Origin of the sequence: Jatrophihabitans sp. GAS493 (assembly GCF_900230215.1) — a bacterium.
Classification (GTDB): domain Bacteria; phylum Actinomycetota; class Actinomycetes; order Mycobacteriales; family Jatrophihabitantaceae; genus MT45.
In genome coordinates this window covers 2,755,568-2,773,373 of the sequence record NZ_LT907982.1, presented here as the reverse complement: position 1 = coordinate 2,773,373, position 17,806 = coordinate 2,755,568, and the positions used below count along the sequence as shown (strand labels likewise).

Annotated in this window: 18 protein-coding genes; 9 read left to right on the top strand and 9 right to left on the bottom strand. The window is 66.7% G+C overall.

Annotated features, from left to right (window positions below; genetic code table 11):
* The first annotated feature begins 126 nt into the window (after positions 1 to 126).
* Positions 127 to 1,287 carry an acyl-CoA dehydrogenase family protein gene (locus tag CPH63_RS13055; protein WP_172892307.1) on the top strand — a complete coding sequence of 387 codons (1,161 nt, stop codon included), beginning with the start codon at positions 127 to 129 and terminating at the stop codon, positions 1,285 to 1,287.
* A 65-nt stretch (positions 1,288 to 1,352) separates the two neighbouring features.
* Here CPH63_RS13055 and CPH63_RS22305 read toward each other — a convergent pair whose 3' ends face one another.
* Positions 1,353 to 1,643, bottom strand: a complete 291-nt coding sequence (locus CPH63_RS22305) for a lipopolysaccharide assembly LapA domain-containing protein (RefSeq protein ID WP_157749520.1) — start codon at positions 1,641 to 1,643, stop codon at positions 1,353 to 1,355.
* A 294-nt stretch (positions 1,644 to 1,937) separates the two neighbouring features.
* Between CPH63_RS22305 and CPH63_RS13045 the strand changes: the two genes are divergently transcribed.
* A complete protein-coding gene (locus tag CPH63_RS13045; RefSeq protein WP_197704342.1) occupies positions 1,938 to 2,735 on the top strand; it encodes a DUF2127 domain-containing protein in 798 nt (265 codons plus the stop codon).
* Here CPH63_RS13045 and CPH63_RS13040 read toward each other — a convergent pair.
* The 3 genes from CPH63_RS13040 to CPH63_RS13030 form a co-directional block, all read right to left on the bottom strand.
* Entirely contained in the window at positions 2,721 to 3,416 is a 696-nt protein-coding gene (locus CPH63_RS13040) for an enoyl-CoA hydratase-related protein (RefSeq protein ID WP_096305135.1), read from the bottom strand. The two genes, CPH63_RS13045 and CPH63_RS13040, sit on opposite strands and share 15 nt — an antisense overlap.
* A 10-nt stretch (positions 3,417 to 3,426) precedes the next feature.
* Complete coding sequence (meaB, locus tag CPH63_RS13035; protein ID WP_241895645.1) at positions 3,427 to 4,428, bottom strand: methylmalonyl Co-A mutase-associated GTPase MeaB; 1,002 nt, start codon at positions 4,426 to 4,428, stop codon at positions 3,427 to 3,429.
* Between the two features lie 61 nt (positions 4,429 to 4,489).
* On the bottom strand, positions 4,490 to 5,674 hold the full coding sequence (locus CPH63_RS13030; RefSeq protein WP_197704341.1) for an acetyl-CoA C-acetyltransferase: 1,185 nt from the start codon (positions 5,672 to 5,674) through the stop codon (positions 4,490 to 4,492).
* 171 nt (positions 5,675 to 5,845) lie between these two features.
* On the opposite strand from CPH63_RS13030, the gene mce reads away from it, so the two are divergent.
* The 4 genes from mce to CPH63_RS13010 all read left to right on the top strand — a co-directional run bounded on the left by mce (position 5,846) and on the right by CPH63_RS13010 (position 10,127).
* Positions 5,846 to 6,280 (top strand): methylmalonyl-CoA epimerase, encoded by a 435-nt coding sequence (gene mce / locus CPH63_RS13025; protein ID WP_096303342.1) that lies wholly within the window; start codon positions 5,846 to 5,848, stop codon positions 6,278 to 6,280.
* 90 nt (positions 6,281 to 6,370) lie between these two features.
* Positions 6,371 to 7,699 (top strand): crotonyl-CoA carboxylase/reductase, encoded by a 1,329-nt coding sequence (gene ccrA / locus CPH63_RS13020; protein WP_096303341.1) that lies wholly within the window; start codon positions 6,371 to 6,373, stop codon positions 7,697 to 7,699.
* Positions 7,700 to 7,872: 173 nt separating this feature from the next.
* Complete coding sequence (locus tag CPH63_RS13015) at positions 7,873 to 8,847, top strand: DivIVA domain-containing protein (RefSeq protein ID WP_096303340.1); 975 nt, start codon at positions 7,873 to 7,875, stop codon at positions 8,845 to 8,847.
* Between the two features lie 47 nt (positions 8,848 to 8,894).
* Positions 8,895 to 10,127 (top strand): MFS transporter, encoded by a 1,233-nt coding sequence (locus CPH63_RS13010; protein WP_096303339.1) that lies wholly within the window; start codon positions 8,895 to 8,897, stop codon positions 10,125 to 10,127.
* Between the two features lie 69 nt (positions 10,128 to 10,196).
* Here the strand turns inward: CPH63_RS13010 and CPH63_RS13005 are convergent, their stop codons facing one another.
* The 5 genes from CPH63_RS13005 to CPH63_RS12985 form a co-directional block, all read right to left on the bottom strand.
* Entirely contained in the window at positions 10,197 to 10,508 is a 312-nt protein-coding gene (locus CPH63_RS13005; RefSeq protein ID WP_197704340.1) for an ATP/GTP-binding protein, read from the bottom strand.
* A 10-nt stretch (positions 10,509 to 10,518) separates the two neighbouring features.
* The gene (locus CPH63_RS13000; protein ID WP_096303338.1) at positions 10,519 to 12,294 is read right to left on the bottom strand and encodes a 3-hydroxyacyl-CoA dehydrogenase family protein; all 1,776 of its coding nucleotides are present in this window, start codon (positions 12,292 to 12,294) and stop codon (positions 10,519 to 10,521) included.
* Between the two features lie 208 nt (positions 12,295 to 12,502).
* Positions 12,503 to 13,261: an enoyl-CoA hydratase-related protein gene (locus tag CPH63_RS12995; protein ID WP_096303337.1), complete on the bottom strand. Its 759-nt coding sequence runs from the start codon at positions 13,259 to 13,261 to the stop codon at positions 12,503 to 12,505.
* A gap of 44 nt (positions 13,262 to 13,305) precedes the next feature.
* On the bottom strand, positions 13,306 to 13,977 hold the full coding sequence (gene nucS / locus CPH63_RS12990) for an endonuclease NucS (protein WP_096303336.1): 672 nt from the start codon (positions 13,975 to 13,977) through the stop codon (positions 13,306 to 13,308).
* A 38-nt stretch (positions 13,978 to 14,015) separates the two neighbouring features.
* Positions 14,016 to 16,040 carry a protein meaA gene (locus tag CPH63_RS12985; RefSeq protein WP_096303335.1) on the bottom strand — a complete coding sequence of 675 codons (2,025 nt, stop codon included), beginning with the start codon at positions 16,038 to 16,040 and terminating at the stop codon, positions 14,016 to 14,018.
* 384 nt (positions 16,041 to 16,424) lie between these two features.
* On the opposite strand from CPH63_RS12985, the gene CPH63_RS12980 reads away from it, so the two are divergent.
* Genes CPH63_RS12980 through CPH63_RS12970 form a run of 3 tightly spaced genes read left to right on the top strand, consistent with a single transcriptional unit; the run spans position 16,425 to position 17,768 of the window.
* Positions 16,425 to 16,931 carry a phosphoribosyltransferase gene (locus CPH63_RS12980; RefSeq protein WP_096303334.1) on the top strand — a complete coding sequence of 169 codons (507 nt, stop codon included), beginning with the start codon at positions 16,425 to 16,427 and terminating at the stop codon, positions 16,929 to 16,931.
* Between the two features lie 21 nt (positions 16,932 to 16,952).
* Positions 16,953 to 17,399, top strand: coding sequence for an SRPBCC family protein (locus CPH63_RS12975; protein WP_197704339.1), 447 nt, complete (start codon positions 16,953 to 16,955; stop codon positions 17,397 to 17,399).
* 48 nt (positions 17,400 to 17,447) lie between these two features.
* A complete protein-coding gene (locus tag CPH63_RS12970) occupies positions 17,448 to 17,768 on the top strand; it encodes a hypothetical protein (protein ID WP_096303332.1) in 321 nt (106 codons plus the stop codon).
* The last annotated feature ends 38 nt before the right edge of the window (positions 17,769 to 17,806 follow it).

Sequence of the window (17,806 nt, the reverse complement as noted above, 5' to 3'; positions counted from 1 at the left end):
CTCAAATACATCACACGCATTCCCGCCGGCCCGCAGGGGTCGGTGCCGGGCCCGGACACCGGCGGCAACAAGGACACCGGCGGTAACACGGACACCGGCGGTAACGTAGCGAAGATGAGCGACACGCTGAGCCGACTGGACATGCTGGACCTGGATTCGGAGCTCGACTCCGAGTCACGAATGATGCGCGACACGGTTCGGAAATTCGCCGATGACCGTCTCCGCCCGCACATCCGCGATTGGTTCGAGGACGGCACCCTGCCAGCCCGTGAACTGGCCCAGGAGTTCGGGAAACTCGGTGTGCTCGGCATGCATCTCAAGGGATACGGCTGCCAGGGCGCGACCGCGAGTCAGTACGCGCTGGTCTGCGCCGAGGTAGAGGCGGTGGACAGCGGACTGCGCTCCCTGGTGAGCGTCCAGGGGTCCTTGGCCATGTATGCGATCTGGGCCTACGGCAGCGAGGAGCAGAAGCAGCGGTGGCTGCCCGGGATGGCGGCCGGTGAGCTGATCGGCTGCTTCGGACTGACCGAACCCGACTCCGGCTCCGACCCTGGCTCGATGACCACCCGAGCCACCCGAGACGGTGATGACTGGATTCTGCACGGCAGCAAGATGTGGATCACCAACGGCTCGTTGGCCGACGTCGCGGTGGTCTGGGCCCGCACCGACGAGGGCATCCGGGGATTCCTGGTCGAGAAGGGCATGCCGGGCTACACGACCACGGACGTCCATCACAAGATCTCGCTTCGGGCCTCGGTGACCAGCGCGCTCTCCTTCGATGAGGTTCGGCTGCCGGCCGAATCGCAGCTCCCGCTGGCCAAGGGGCTCAAGGGGCCGCTCGGCTGCCTCACGGAGGCCCGCTTCGGCATCATCTCCGGCGTCACCGGCGCGGCCCGCGATGCCCTGGAGTCGACGATCGACTATGCCAACAGCCGCACCCAGTTCGGACGCCCGATCTCGGGGTTCCAGTTGACCCAGCGCAAATTGGCCGAGATGGGCGTCGCGCTCAATCAGGCGCAGCTCACCGCTCGACGACTGGGCGAGCTGAAGGATGCCGGGCGAATCACCCCGGCCCAGATCAGCTTCGGGAAGTTCGCCAACGTTCGCGCAGCGCTCGAAATCTGCCGCGAAGCACGGAGCATTCTCGGTGGGTCCGGCATCACTACTGAGTACCCGGTGCTACGCCACGCGGTGAATCTCGAGACCGTCTATACCTACGAGGGCACGCACGAAGTGCACACCCTGGTGCTCGGCCAGGCCCTCACCGGGCAGGACGCGTTCCGCTGAGCTTCGGTCGGTTGCGGGGAGTATTTTTCCCGGATTCCGGGAAAAATACTCCCCGCAATCCAGGATTACTTCTTGGGGCCGTTGGCCTTCAGCGCCTTGCGCAACTGCAGAATGCGGGCGGTGGCCAGCAGCGCGGCGATGACGACGCCGCAGAGCGCCGCGATGAGCAGCATCAACCCCAGCGAGAGCTCGCCGTGAAAGCCGAGGAAGTGAACGGTCACCTTCGCGGTGTTCTGGGCGATGAAGACGACGAGCAGAATCAGGACCAGCGTCGCGGTGATCAGCCCGACCCAGGCGCCGCTGGCCCGGGTGCGCCGCACCCGCCCATGGCTGTCGAGCCCCGGCGTCGGCGGCACCACAGCAGTCGGCGGCGAAGCAGCCGGCGCGGCCGGCGCGACGGGAGCCGGACCGGATCCAGTCGGCGGCAGAGCGACTTCGGGCGGGACAAGTCGCTCATCGGGTTGACCGGTTACCGGTCGCCCCGGGGAGCCCAGAGATGAATCCGGCTGAGAACCAGGCCCTCCTCGAGACGGATCCATAGCACTCATAGCCCACTACCCTTCGCGTTTGCCTCCATACAATTCTTATACCCGGTAGCGGGCAAACGTATCCCAACTGGCCGATGAGTCCCGCTCGTCTAGGCTCTGGCCGTGGATTGGAATCTGCGCTCCTGCGCTCGTCATGGACACGTCACCTATGCGCCGACGGAAGCCGAGCTACGGCCGCGCCTGCACGCATTGACCCCCATCGGCGATGCTTGGCGCTGCCTTCGCTGCGGCGACTACGTGCTCGGCGATCCGCACGGCGATGGTCCGGCCCAGGACGCGCCGGTGCTGCTGCGGGGCAAGGCGCTGCGGTCGGCCTTCATCCTGCGCCTGCTGGCGATCGAACGGTGGGTGCGCGGCGCGATCATCCTGCTGCTGGGTATCGCCGTGCTGCGCTTCAAGAGCACCCAGGTGAGCGTGAAGGAGTTGGTGGATCGCGATCTGGCCTCGCTCAAGCCGTTCTTCAACCAGATCAACTTCAACGTCGCCGACAGCGGGACCATCAAGGCCATTCAGAACGCGCTGGACGCCAAGTCATCCACGCTCAACCTGGTCGCCGCCTTCCTGATCTTCTACGGACTCCTCCAGATTGTGGAGGGCACCGGGCTCTGGATGCTGAAGCGGTGGGGCGAGTACTTCGCCGTCGTCGCCACCGCGCTCTTCATCCCGCTCGAGATCTACGAGGTCACCGAGCGGGTGACGCTGCTGCGCGTCGGCGCGCTGATCGTCAACATCGCCGCCGTGGCCTATCTGCTCTACTCCAAGCGCCTCTTCGGCCTGCGCGGCGGCGTCAAGGCCTACGAGGCGGATCTGGAGGAGGTCTCGCTCCTCGAGGTCACCACCTCGGCCGGCACCACCTCGGCCGGCGGAACCGAAGCTGACCAGGCATCAGCTGGTCGGTAGCGAGCCGCCCTCACCGAGCGGATTGTCCCGATCCCGCAGCAGCTCCAATGTCTGCACGTACATGCGTTCCTTGATCAGTCCGAGTGTCTCGGTCGGCTTACCGGCCAGCGAGGCGGCCAGTGCGACCGCCGTCGGCAGCAGTGTCTCTTCGTCGGCCACGGCGTCGACGATGTCGGCCTCGAGTGCGTCGCCGCCACCGTAGCGGCGACCGGTCGTCATCGCCTCGTGAGCCGACTTCTTCGAAAGGCGAGCTTGGATCAGTGCCGCCATCGCCGGCGTGAACGGGATGCGGATGTCGACCTCAGGCAGGCAGAAGAAGCCGCGATCGGCCCGCATCACCCGGAAATCATTGGCCAATGCCAGCATTGCCCCGGCGGCGAAGCAGTGCCCCTGAATCGCGGCCACGGTGGGCAGCGGAAGGCTGAGGAATCGTGCATAGAGGTTCTGCACCGACGCGACGTACCCCGGGAACTGCGTCGGGTTGGCCATCACCCATTCGAGATCGAGCCCGTTGGAGAAGAACTTGCCGGTGGCGGTGGTGACCAGCGCCCGGGGCGCCGGCGCCGCCTCGACTTCGTCCAGGAACAGGTTGAGGTCGGCCACCCAGTCCGGACTGAACCGATTCTCGGTGTCACCGAGGTCAAGGATGAAGACATCTTCGTTGCGCTGCAGACTTGGCATGACGGCGATGCTACTGGCCGATTGCCGCGACCAGCTCATCGGCTGCGGTGTAGGGATCGGTGCTGCGCGCGACGACCCGAACCGCCGCCTCGTGCAGGGCATCCGCACCGTGGAGGTGGGCGAAACGGCGGCTCACTTGGGCCAGCGCGATGGCTTCGATCTCGGCCGCCGCCCGGACCTGACGCCGGCGCACCAGCTCGCCGCTGTCGGCCATCCAGCTGCGGTGAGACTCGATGGCCGCGGCAACCTCGGCGACGCCCTCCGATCGTGAGGCGACCGTCTTCACGATCGGCGCCCTCCAGCGCTGCGCAGCTGTAGCGGAGTCGGCGCCGTCTCGCGGCGCGGAGTTACCCAGAGATTGCATGTGTCGCAGATCGCGCGCCACCTGATCAGCGCCATCGCGGTCGGCCTTGTTCACCACGAATATGTCGGCAATCTCCAGGATTCCGGCCTTAGCGGCCTGGATTCCGTCGCCCATGCCGGGCGCCAGCAGCACCATCGTCGTGTCCGCCACCGACGCGATGTCGACCTCGGCCTGACCGACGCCGACGGTCTCGATGAGCACCACGTCGCAGCCGGCCACATCGAGCACCCGCAGCGCGGCCGCCGCCGCGGCGGCCAGGCCGCCGAGGTGGCCACGAGAGGCCATCGAGCGGATGAAGACCCCGTCGTCGGTGGAGTGTTCCTGCATGCGAACCCGGTCGCCGAGCAGCGCCCCACCGGAGAACGGCGAGGAGGGGTCGACGGCCAGCACTCCGACCCGCTTGCCCTCGCGGCGCAGCTCGCCGATGAGCGCCGAGGTCGAAGTCGATTTGCCGACCCCGGGCGAGCCGGTGAGCCCGACGACCTGGGCCCGTCCCGCGAAGGGAACCAGCAGCGCGGCGATCTCGCGCAACTGCGGGGCGTCGTTCTCGACCAGCGAGATGAGTCGGGCCACTGACCGCGGGTCACCCGAACGGGTGCGCTCGACCAACTCAGAGACGTTGGTCGAGCGCACCGATCGGGAAGTCACCTTGTTATTGACGGAGAATCGTCAGATTCGAACTGGCCGGGCCACGCCGGATCAGGCCGGATCAAGCCGGAACGTGCAGCAGCAGCGCGTCGCCCTGGCCGCCACCGCCACAGAGCGCCACCGCACCCAGGCCACCACCCCGTCGCTTCAACTCGTAGGCGATGGTCAGGGCCAAGCGAGCACCGGACATGCCGATGGGGTGCCCCAACGCGATCGCTCCACCGTTGACGTTGACGATCTCGTCGGTGACGCCGAGATCCTTCATCGACTGCAGGCCGACTGCGGCAAAGGCCTCGTTGATCTCGATGAGGTCGACGTCGCCGATGACCTTGCCTTCCTTGCGCAGCGCATCGTTGATGGCGTTGGACGGCTGTGACTGCAACGAGCCGTCCGGGCCGGCGACGTTGCCGTGCGCGCCGATCTCGGCGATCCAGGAGAGGCCGAGTTCCTCCGCCTTCGCCTTGCTCATGACCACTACGGCAGCCGCGCCGTCGGAGATCTGCGACGCGGTGCCCGCGGTGATGGTGCCATTGCGGTCGAAGGCCGGGCGCAGTTTGGAGAGCGAGGCCACCGTGGTGTCGGCGCGGATGCCCTCGTCCTCACGGAACTCGATCGGGTCGCCCTTGCGCTGCGGGATGAAGACCGGCGTGATCTCCTCGTCGAAGCGGCCGTTCTTCACCGCGTCGGCGGCGCGCTGGTGCGACTTCGCGGCGAACTCGTCCTGCTCCTCGCGACCGATGCCGAGCTTGGTGTTGACCTTGTCGGTGGCCTCGCCCATCGGAATGTTGTCGAAGATGTCGGTGAGTCCGTCGAAGGCCATGGCGTCGAGCATCTCGATGGCCCCGTACTTGTAGCCCGAACGCGACTTCGGCAGCAGGTGCGGCGCGTTGGTCATCGACTCCTGGCCACCGGCGACGATGATGTCGAACTCACCAGAACGAATCAGCTGGTCGGCCAGCGCGATCGCGTCCAGACCGGAGAGGCAGACCTTGTTGATCGACAGGGCCGGAACGTTCAGCGGAATGCCTGCCTTGTGCGCGGCCTGGCGCGCCGGGATCTGTCCGGCACCGGCCTGCAGCACCTGGCCCATGATGACGTACTGAACCTGGTCCGGGGTGATTCCGGCCCGCTCGACGGCAGCCTTGATGGCTACGGCGCCCAGGTCAGCCCCCGAGAAGTCCTTCAGCGAGCCGAGAAGCCGGCCCATTGGCGTGCGTGCGCCATTGACGATTACCGATCCAGCCACAACTACCTCCATGCGGGGTTTATCAATGAGTTTTGGTGCCAGTGTTTTGGAGCTCAGAAATTAGCGATTTCCGCTCAACGTGCTCACTGTAGTCAGGCAAAGGCGTTTCGAGAATGTGAACAAGGGCACGCTGACCTATCTCAAAACGCTTACAGGCGTGAGTATTACGCCATGCCTGATTCGAGCCTCTTCACCAAGATCGACCATGTCGGTATCGCCGTTCCCGATCTGGACGCGGCGATCGCGTTCTACCGGGACACCTTCGGAATCGTCAGCGTGCACGAGGAGACGAACGAAGAGCAGGGCGTGCGCGAGGCGATGCTGGCCGTCGGTGACGGTTCGACCCGCATCCAGCTTCTCGCCCCCCTCACCGAAGAATCGACGATCGCCAAGTTCATCGGCCGAAATGGCGCCGGTGTTCAGCAGGTCGCGTACACCGTCACCGACGTCGAGGCGACCAGTGCCGCGCTGCGGGCCAAGGGGCTGCGGCTGCTCTACGACGCACCCAAGCGCGGCACGTCGGATTCGCGGGTCAACTTCATCCACCCCAAGGACGCGGGCGGGGTGCTGGTGGAGCTGGTACAGCCGGCTGCCGCCGCTCACTAACGTCACACTCGGCACTTCTTGATCTACCGGTTACCGACCGGTAACATTCGTCAGAACATCAGCGCTTCAGCACGCCTCGGAGGCTTTCCAGTGCAAGAAATTCGCAACGCCATCCTCGCCGACAACCTCGCCGAACTGGCGACGATCCCGGTCCCGGAGACCTATCAGGCGATGGTTGTCCTGGCGGAGGAGGCCGACATGTTCGCCGGTCTCGATTCTCGCGACAAGGATCCGCGCAAGAGCCTGCACCTGCAGGAAGTTCCCACGCCGGAGCTCGGCCCCGGCGAGGCCCTCATCGCCGTGATGGCCAGCGCGATCAACTACAACACGGTCTGGACCTCCATCTTCGAACCGGTCTCGACCTTCGGCTTCCTGAAGCGATACGGCGCCTCCTCGGCACTGGCCAAAAAGCACGATCGGCCCTACCACGCGGTCGGTTCCGATCTCGCCGGGGTCGTACTGCGGGTTGGCCCGGGCGTCACCAAGTGGAAGGCCGGAGACGAGGTCGTCGCCCACTGCCTCTCCGTCGAGTTGGAGGACCCGCAGGGTCACGACGACACCATGATGGACCCGCAGCAGCGAATCTGGGGCTTCGAGACCAACTTCGGTGGCCTCGCCGAATTGGCGCTGGTGAAGTCGAACCAGCTGATGCCCAAGCCCGATCACCTCACCTGGGAGGAGGCCGCCTCGCCCGGCCTGGTCAACTCCACCGCCTACCGCCAGCTCGTCTCCCAGCATGGCGCCGGGATGAAGCAGGGCGACGTGGTGCTGATCTGGGGCGCCTCCGGCGGCCTCGGCGGCTACGCGACGCAGTTCGCCCTCAACGGTGGCGCCATTCCGGTCTGTGTCGTCAGCTCGCCGGAGAAGGCCGAGATCTGCCGCGCGATGGGTGCCGAATACATCATCGACCGCAGTGCCGAGAAGTACGAGTTCTGGAAGGACGGCCAGCAGCAGCCGTCGGAGTGGAAGCGGCTGGGCAAGAAGATCCGCGAGCTCACCGGTGGCGAAGACCCCGACATCGTCTTCGAGCACCCCGGACGCGAGACCTTCGGCGCCAGCGTCTACGTCACCAAGCGAGGCGGCACCATCGTCACCTGCGCCTCCACGACCGGCTACTGGCACGAGTACGACAACCGCTATCTCTGGATGACGCTGAAGCGCATCGTCGGCTCGCACTTCGCGAACTACCGCGAATCGTGGGAGGCGAATCGCCTGATCGCCAAGGGTGCCATCCACCCGACGCTGTCGCGCGTTTACCCGTTGGCCGAGACCGGCCAGGCCGCCTACGACGTCCACAAGAACCTGCACCAAGGCAAGGTCGGCGTGCTCTGCCTCGCTCCTGAAGAGGGCCTCGGCGTTCGTGACCAGGAACTTCGGGCCAAGCACATCGATGCGATCAACCGGTTCCGCAACCGCTGAGCTAACTCGACGACGTCCGCGCCGGCGTTCCGCGGCTCTCGCGTCATATCGCCGTAAAGCACGGCCAGTTATTGATTCCGGCCTGTAGTCGACGTACCACCTTGTGCCGCTGCGACCCCGCCCACAGCCTCTGGGGGTTGGGTCGCAGGGCCAAGTAGTGCAACCATTGGGGTATGAGCATCGATAATCCGTCTGATGTCCTGCCCATGTTCGACGACCGCGGTTTCGACGCCGCCATGCGCGGCTACGACCGTCGTCAGGTCGATCAGCATCTAGCGAAGCTCGACGAAGAGATTCGGCTCCTGGCCGGCGAACGGGACTCTGCCACCGGGCGCAGCGCGGACCTGGCGGCTCAGCTGGCCAGTTCGAACGCCCAGGTTGAGTCACTACGGCGCCAACTCCGAGCGGCGACCGAACAGGTCACCGAGGAGAACGTCGATCCGAAGGCGCGGGCCATCCTCGACTCCGCTCAGCGCGAAGCGACGCGCGAGCGAGCCGAGGCCGACGCCTACGTGCTGGAGTCGAGGCAGGCCGCCGACGAGGCCGCCGCCCGGATCGTGCTCACCGCGCGGGCCGAGGCCGACCAGATCGTCGCCGACGCGACCGAGCGCCTGACCGAGGCCGACGAGACATTCCGTCGCCGCATCGCCGAGGCCGAGCGGATCCGCGACGAGACGGTGAGCCAGGCCGAGTCAGCCGTGATCCAGGCGCAGGCCGAAGAGGACCGCCTGACGCAGGAGGCTGCGATCAAGCGCGCGGAGTTGGATGACGCATCGGCCGAGGTACGGGCTCGCCTGGACGCTGAGTCCACCGCCGCGATCGCCGCTTCGGAGCAGGAGGCTGAAGCGCACCGCGCCACCGCGACCGAGGACTTCGAGATCGCGCTGCGCGCCCGCCGGCGAGCGGAGGCCGACAAGTCCGCGGCCGAGATCGCAACGGCTCAGGCCGAGGCCGCGAAGGTGGTCGCCGATGCGCACGCCGAAGCCGATCGGTTGATCACCGATGCGACCGGCAAGGTCAACGACCTCGACTCCTACGCCGCCGGCTTGCACGCCGACTTGAGCCAACTGCACGGGCGGCTCGGTGTGGTCATCGCCACCGCGCCTGCACCGACGGTGAGCAAGCCGCGCCATTACGATGGTGAGTAGCTGTAGCCCCCAGTACAGCTTCAACCCTCGTTCAGAATAGATATTTAATGCGCATCAGCCCTGTCCGTCGCGCGCTGCTCTCTCTCGCCGTCGGCGGATTCGGCATCGGCACCGGCGAGTTCGTCATCTTCGGGCTGCTGCCCAACGTGGCCCATGACCTCAACGTCTCCATCCCACGCGCCGGCGAGCTCATCTCCGCCTACGCCATCGGCGTCGTCGTCGGCGCCCCGCTGCTGACCATCGCCACGGTCCGGCTCCCCCGCAAGCAGTTGCTCATCGGACTGATGTGCTTCTTCGCGCTGGGCAACTTTCTCTCCAGTGTCGCCCCGACCTTCAACCTGGTGCTGCTGGCCCGCTTCTGTACCGGCCTGCCCCACGGTGCGTTCTTCGGAGTCGGATCAGTGGTGGCGGCGAGTCTGGTCGACGTCTCCAAGCGAAGCGCGGCGATGGCCGTCATGTTCACCGGCCTCACGGTGGCCAATGTTGTCGGCGTCCCAATGACGACGCTGCTGGGCCAGCACGTGGGGTGGCGTCTCATCTTCGCCCTTGTCGGCGTGATCGGTTTGATCGCCGCGGCGAGCATGGCGATCTTCGTACCCGCAGTGGGTGTCGGTGACACCCGATCGGTGCGAAGCGAGTTCCAGGTCTTCAAGAAGCTTCAGGTGTGGCTGGCGCTGGCCATCGCGATCTTCGGCGGCGGCGGCCTCTTCGCCACCTTCAGCTACATCGCGCCGATGATGATCCACGTCGCCGGCTTCGCCGAGGGAAGCGTCACCTGGCTGCTGGTTCTCTTCGGCTTGGGCATGACGGTCGGCAACCTGGTCGGTGCCCGGCTGGCCGATCGCCTCCCGATGGTCAGCATCTACCTGGCTATCTCGGCCGAGATAGCCATCTCGCTTCTCTTCGTGCTGACCTCGCACAACAAGTTCACCGCAGCGATAACGATCTTCATGTTCCCAGCCACCAGCCTGGCCATGCTGCCGGCCCTGCAGAACCGTCTGATCAACCTGGGGCAGGGTGCGCCAAACCTGGCCGCGGCAGCGATCCAGGCCGCCTTTAATATCGCCAACTCTCTGGGCGCCTGGCTCGGAGGCATCGCTATCGCCGCTGGGCTGGGCTACAACTCCCCCAACGTCGTGGCGGCCGGACTCTGCAGCATCGGCCTGGCCATCGCGCTGATGGCCGGCTGGTTGGACCGCAGCAAGCATGAAGGCAGCACCCCCACGTCGGCCCCGAAGGCCGCCGGCGACGAGCCCCACTCCGAGCTCGTCACCGTCTGAGGGCATGGTCTCTAGCTCAGGTCGAGGTCTAGCGGCTCGGCGCGAGACTGGAGCACCTTCGAGCGCCGTTCAGAATCTCGGCGCCGACCGCGAGCGCTGTATCCCCGGCGCACGCCGGTCCCGGGCCGTCCAGCAGGTCGTATGCCAGTGCCGGCGGTCAGAGGCCTCGGAGTCATAAGTCGGCCACGCCACCACATGCGGCACGCTGCCCTGCACGATCTGGTCGCACCCAGGGCAGCGATAGCTCTTCTCGCCACGCGCCGCGGTGACACTGCGGACGGTGTACTCCTCGCCCCGCCACGATTCGCTGCGCTGCGCTGCGAGCCCCGGTCCGTTCCCGGATCGGGGCTCGTCAGCGCGTCGTCGGTTCTGGCGGGGCACGCCCTCCAGATTAGCTGTAGTCGCGGAATCCCTTGCCGGTCTTGCGGCCGAGCCGCCCGGCGGTGACCAGGTGCTCCAGCAGCGGCGCCGGGGCGTAGCCCGGCTCGCGGAACTCGTTGTAGAGGGTTCGCTGGATAGCCAGTGACACATCGTTGCCGACCACGTCGAGCAGCTGGAACGGACCCATCGGGTAGCCGCAGCCGACCTTCATCGCGGTGTCGATGTCATCTGCGCTGGCGTAGTGCGCCTCCAGCATCTTCACCGCATCGTTGAGGTACGGGAAGAGGAGGGCGTTGACGATGAAGCCCGCCCGGTCACCACAGCGCACCGCGTGCTTGCCGATCTTCGCCGTAACGTCCAGGACCGTCGCCTCCACGGCACTGTCGGTGGAGACGGTGGTGACGACCTCGACCAGGCGCATGATCGCGGCCGGGTTGAAGAAATGCATGCCGATGACGTCGGCCGGCCGCGAGGTCACGGCCGCGACCTCGATCACCGGCAGGCTGGAGGTCGTGGTGGCCAGGATGGTGCCAGGCTGGCAGACCCGGTCGAGCGTGGCGAAGAGTTCCTGCTTGACGGCCAGATCCTCGACGACGGCCTCGACGACGAGCTCGACCCCGGATAGGTCCTCAGCGCTGCTGGTGCCGCTGACCAGGGCCAGCGCGGCATCCCGCTTCTCCTCCGACAGCTTGCCGCGGGAGACGGCCTTCTCCAGCGACTTGGTGATGGCGGCGATGACACCGGCCACCTTCTGCTCGCTGCGCGCGACGAAGAGCACCTCGTAGCCGGCCTTCGCGAAGACCTCGATGATTCCGGTGGCCATCGTGCCCGAACCGACGACACCGACCTTGCTGATGCTGCGGGCACCGGCGACGGCCCCACCGGCGACCGGGGTGAGGGCGTCGGCAATGACGGCGGAGGAGCCCGGCGTCTCGTAGCTGTAGAAGCCGCGGCCAGACTTACGCCCCAGCAGTCCCGCAGTGATCATCTGCTTGAAGATCGGCGTCGGAGCGTAGAGACGGTCACGGGTCTGCTTGTAGATGGTGTCCAGAATCTCCGCGGCCGTGTCAAGACCGATCAGATCCAGGACGGCCAGCGGGCCCATCGGCAGGCCGCAGCCCAGACGCATCGCAGCGTCGATGTCCTCGCGGCTGGCGTAGCGCGATTCGTACATCGCGGCGGCGTGGTTGAGGTAACCGAAGAGCAGCGCGTTGGCGATGAACCCGGCGCGATCGCCGATCGTCACATCGGTCTTGTCCAGTGACTGCGCGAAAGCCTCGACGTCCTCAACCACATCGGCTTCGGTGACGACGCTCCGGACGATCTCGACCAGCTTCATGACCGGTGCCGGGTTGAAGAAGTGCAGGCCAACAACCTTGCCCGGACGACCGGTGGCGACCGCGATCTCGGTGACTGAGAGGGAGGAGGTGTTGGTGGCCAGGATCGCCTCAGGCTTACAGATCTCGTCCAGCGTCGCAAAGATGGACTTCTTCAGCTCCAACGACTCCGGCACCGCCTCGATGACCAGATCCGCGTCACCGAGCGCCTTGAGCTCGGTCGCATAGGTGATGCTGTCGAGCAGGGTGAAGCGTTCGTCGGCGGTCAGCTTGCCGCGCGAGACGGCGCGCTCGGTGGACTGCTCGATGTGCGCCTGACCAGCCTCGATCGCAGCGTCATCCCGCTCGACGGCCAGCACCGATATGCCGTTACGGGCCAGCACCTCGGCGATTCCCGCGCCCATCGTGCCGAGACCGACAACGCCAACCTGAGAAAATTCGCGGCTCATAAACCTGGTTCCTTGTCGCAGAGTTCGGTGGAAGTTCTGAAATAGGTTACTGACGAGTAACTCGTAGGTTTCATGAACACTAATGCAGTCGTGGGCTCGAAGCTACTCCCACGTGACCCAGTCGTCAGTCGACTTCTTCACACCGCAGCATCGCCGATCGCACCGGAAACGCTCCCGGACTTCCCTCGCCGTTACTTGCGGATCGCCGTTACTTGCGGACGAAGCTCTGCACGGCCGCCTTGAACTGCGCGCTCTGCGCCGACTCGGCCTGCGCCCACGACTCGAACTCCAGGGTCTGCTCGAAGTCGCCCCGGCCGGCGATCCCGACCGCCCGCTTGATGTTTCGGGCCAGCGACGGATCCAGCGCCGCATAGCGGCCGGCCAGTTCGACGGCCGCGGCCAGCGGGTCCTCGGCGATCTCCAGGATCATGCCGGCGGCCAACGCCTCCTCGGCCCGTACGGCGCCGCCGGCCAGCAGCAGGGCAAGCGCCCGCTGGGCCCCCAACGCCTCGACGACGTAGTGGGTGCAGCCACCGCCCGGGTGCAGCCCGAGCTTGGTGAAGGTGACCCCGAAAGAGGCGATCGGGGCGGCGATACGAATGTCGCAGGACATCGCCAGGATCACCCCGGCGCCGACGGCCGGCCCCTGGACGGCGGCGATGGTCGGGATCTCCAGCTCGCCGACGCTCAGGAAACTGTCGTAGATCCCCCGCAGGTCGTCGCGGAGTTGCCCGGTCGTTCGGTCGGTATCACCGAAGATGGCCGGCAGGTCGGCGCCGGCGCTGAAGGCCGGGCCGTTGCCGGTGACGACGAGGGCCCGAGCCGAACGGTCACCCCGCACCTGGGCCACCGCATCGCGCAGCCCGCTCTGCAGTGCCGGCGAGAGGGCGTTGCGCTTGGCCGGGTCGTTGAGGGTCAGCACGCGGACGCCCTCGACCGGACCGTCGGCCAGTAGGACTACGGACATGGATATCTCCTAGTTGAGCGGCAGGTTGAACGAGACAGGCAGGCTTAGAAGAGACGCAGCGACGGGTCGTCGGCGCCGCGCAGCGACTCGTAGTCGAGCACCACGCAGTCGATGCCCCGGTCACCGGCCAGCACCCGCGCCTGCGGCTTGATCTCCTGGGCGGCGAAGACCCCCCGCACGGGGGCCAGCAGCGGGTCGCGGTTGAGCAGTTCGAGGTAGCGGGTGAGTTGCTCGACGCCGTCGATGTCACCACGCCGCTTGATCTCGATCGCCACGGCGAGGCCGGCACCGTCGCGGGCCATGATGTCCACTGGGCCGATGGCGGTCGGGAACTCACGGCGAACCAGCCGGAAGCCCTCGCCCAGCGTCGAGATGTGCTGGGCCAGCAGCACCTGCAGGTGCGCCTCGACGCCGTCCTTCACCAGACCCGGATCTATCCCGAGATCGTGCGTCGAGTCATGCATGACCTCGTCGATGGTGACGATGAGCTGTTCGCGCGCCTTGTTGGTGATGGTCCAGACGACACCATCCTCGGCGCGCTCCTCGACCAGTGAGCAGGGTGGGCTCATCCAGTTGAGTGGCTTGTAGGAGCCACCGTCGGAGTGCACCAGCACCGAACCGTCGGCCTTCACCATCAGCAGCCGGGTCGCCAGGGGCAGGTGAGCCGTGAGCCGTCCGACATAGTCGACGCTGCATCTGGCAATGACTACGCGCACCGTCGCAGGTTACCCGAGGCTAGTTCGGCGGCTGCGTGCTAGTTCGCCGCGTGCGCGGCGCGGGCTTCGACGATGGCGTCGACGACGGAGTCCAGCACGTTGGTGATGGCGAAGTCCTTCGGCGTGAAGACCCGGGCCACCCCGGATTCGATGAGCGACGGCACGTCGGCGTCGGGGATGATCCCGCCCAGCACGACCGGCACGTCATCCAGGCCCGCAGCGCGTAGGCCGTTGACGACGTCTGGGACCACGGACAGGTGTGACCCGGAGAGGACCGAGAGCCCGACCACGTCGACGTCCTCCTCCACCGCGGCGGCGACGATCTGGGCCGGGGTGAGGCGGATGCCGGAGTAGACCACCTCGAAGCCGGCGTCACGGGCCCGTACCGCGATCTGCTCGGCACCGTTGGAGTGCCCGTCCAGGCCCGGCTTTCCGACCAGGAACTTCAGCGGTCGACCCAGCTCCTGCCCGACCTGGCGGACCCGCGCCCGAACGCCGTCCAGATCCGAGGCGTTGCCGCCACCGCTGGCCGCGCTCACCCCGGTCGGGGCACGGTACTCGCCGAAGACCTCGCGCAGCACACCTGACCATTCGCCCACCGTCACGCCGGCTCGCGCGCAGACCAGAGAGGCCTCCATCAGGTTGGTATCAGTCTTCGCTGCGTCGCGTAGCTCGCGCAGCGCCTCGTCCACCACCTCGGCGTCGCGGGCGGCGCGCCAGGCGACGATGGCCTCCTTGGCCGCTCCCTCGACCGCCGCGTCGACGGTGAGGATGCCGCCGTCGGCGCCACCGACGAGCGGGTTCGGCTCGGATTCGGTCCACTTGTTCAGGCCGACGATGATGTCCTCACCGGACTCCATCCGGCGCCGGCGGTCAGCCAGCGACGAGACGAGCGCCGACTTCATGTAGCCGGACTCGACGGCGGCCACCGCGCCACCCATCTCCAGCACCCGGGCCACCTCGGCCCGCGCGCCTTCGGCGATCTCGGCCACCTTCGCCTCGACGACCGTGGAGCCGGCGAAGAGGTCGCCGTACTCGAGCAGGTCCGACTCGTAGGCCAGCACCTGCTGCATCCGGATCGACCACTGCTGATCCCAGGCCCGCGGCAGCCCGAGCGCCTCGTTCCAGGCCGGCAGCTGCACGGCACGCGCACGGGCGTCACGCGACATCGTGACGGCCAGCATCTCCAGCAGGATGCGGTAGACGTTGTTCTCCGGCTGCGCCTCGGTGAGGCCGAGGGAGTTCACCTGGACGCCGTAGCGGAAGCGACGCTGCTTGGCGTTGGTCACCCCGTAACGCTCCCGGGTGATCTCGTCCCAGAGCTGGCCGAAGGCACGCAGTTTGCACATCTCCTCGACGAACCGGACGCCGGCGTTGACGAAGAAGGAGATGCGGGCGACGACGTCGCCGAACTTCTCCGGCGGCACCTGGCCGGAGTCGCGTACCGAGTCGAGTACCGCGATGGCGGTACAGAGGGCGAAGGCGACCTCCTGCACCGGCGTCGCACCCGCCTCCTGCAGGTGGTAGCTGCAGACGTTCATCGGGTTCCACTTGGGCACGTTGGCCACCGTGTAGGCGATCATGTCGGTGATCAGACGCAGCGAGGGAGCCGGCGGGAAGACGTAGGTTCCCCGCGACAGGTACTCCTTGATGATGTCGTTCTGGGTGGTCCCGGCCAGCTTGGACCGCACCTCGGCCGGGTCCAGCCCGCTGGCCTCCGCCTGCTCCTCGGCCGCGGTCAGATAAAGCGCGAGCATGTACATCGCCGGCGCGTTGATCGTCATCGACGTGTTCATCTTCTCGAGCGGGATATCGGCGAAGAGGGCCCGGATGTCACCGATGTGCGAGATGGGGACGCCGACCTTGCCGACCTCACCGCGTGCCAGCTCGGCGTCGGGGTCGTAGCCGGTCTGGGTCGGGAGGTCGAAGGCGACGGAGAGGCCGGTCTGTCCCTTGGCCAGGTTGCGGCGGTAGAGCGCGTTGGACTCGACCGGCGACGAGTGTCCGGCGTAGGTACGCATCACCCAGGCGGGATCGCGGGTGTCATCATCTGGGTAGGGCATGTCGCTGACGATCCCACGGTTGTGACGCCGCGGCTACCATCTAGAAACAAACTGTGGCCCACTTCGCAGCAGCAACCGCCGTCTGAAAGGCTACTGCTCATGAGCGAGCTCGCGAGCGAATCATTGGATCCCGCACGAAGTGCAATCGGGGCCGGACGGCCTTCCGAGCCTGCGAGTGAAGGCGTACGGACCCGATGAGCGAGCTCGCGAGCGAATCATTGGATCCCGCACGAAGTGCAATCGGGGCCGGGCGACCTTCCGAGCCTGCGAGTGAAGGCGTACGGACCCGATGAGCGAGCTCGCGAGCGAATCATTGGATCCCGCACGAAGTGCAATCGGGGCCGGACGGCCTTCCGAGCCTGCGAGTGAAGGCGTACGGACCCGATGAGCGAGCTCGCGAGCCAGGAACTGCGCGAGAACCTGACCTGGGACCTCTTCGGGGAGGCCAGCCGGGAGTTGGCGACGGCGATCGCCGATGACGGATTCCGCCCCGATCTCATCCTGGCGATCGCCCGGGGTGGCCTCTTCGCCGCTGGATCACTGGGCTACGCGCTCGATGTGAAGAACCTGCACGTGATGAATGTCGAGTTCTACACCGGTGTCGATCAGCGCCTGGAGATGCCGGTGATGCTGCCGCCGGTCCCCCAACTGGTCGATCTCTCGGGCGCAAGGGTGCTCATCGCCGACGACGTCGCCGACACCGGGGCCACCCTGGAGCTGGTGAAGCAGTTCTGTGTCGGCAAGGTGGCCGACGTGCGATGTGCCGTGATTTACGAGAAGTCCCGCTCCACGGTCAAGTGCGAATACGTCTGGCGCCACACCGATCAGTGGATCAATTTTCCGTGGTCAGTTCTGCCGCCGGTCGTCGGCACCGAGAATCGCGACGCCTAGCGTGGCGCCGCCGCAGCGATCGTGAGTCACATCTACCGATTCCGCTCGCAGTGGCGGCTCGACGCGCCCCCGACCGCGGTCTACGCGGCACTGCGCGACGTCGCCGAATATCCGCGCTGGTGGCCCCAGGTTCGCAGCGCCCGGCAACTGGATGACCAATCGGGCGAGATCAGCTGCCGCAGCTTCCTGCCCTACACGCTGCGCTTCGTGGCCACCCGCGATGTCGAGGATCCGGTCGCGTTACGACTGCGGGCCCGACTCCGCGGTGATCTCAACGGATTCAGCGAGTGGATCGTGGAGTCCCGGAGCCGGGTCGCGACGACGGCGACCTTCGTTGAGGAAGTGACCCTGGGCAGCCCGACACTGCGGCGGGTCAGCGCCGTCACCCGACCGGTGATGGTCGCCAATCATTCGGCGATGATGCGGGCCGGTGAACGCGGTCTGCGAGCCCTGCTTCTGCCGGCCTGACCGGCTCGCCGGCCGCTGGGTTGTCAATCGCGGCGACGATGGCCGAGCATGGAGGATGTGGCCGGCGACCTCCCAACCCTGCTGACGGCGCTCACCCTCGCCCTCATCCTGGTTCTGGTCATGCGCTGGGTCTTCAAGCCGTCCCGGCCGCACTCGGGCCGGGCGCCGGATGCGTACACGTCCAGCGAGCTCGGACTACTTGAGGTGGTCGCCACATCCCTTGACCGTCGAGAGGCGATGGAGGTACGGGCCGCGCTGGGGGCGGCGACGATCCGCACCTCACTGTCGACCCGACGGGACGGGAAGTTCGACGTTCTAGTGTTCCGGGCCGATGCCGACCGGGCGCACGAAATCCTGCATCCGGTCTGAGCTCACGCCGACCCGGAACACGCCGACCGGAACACGGT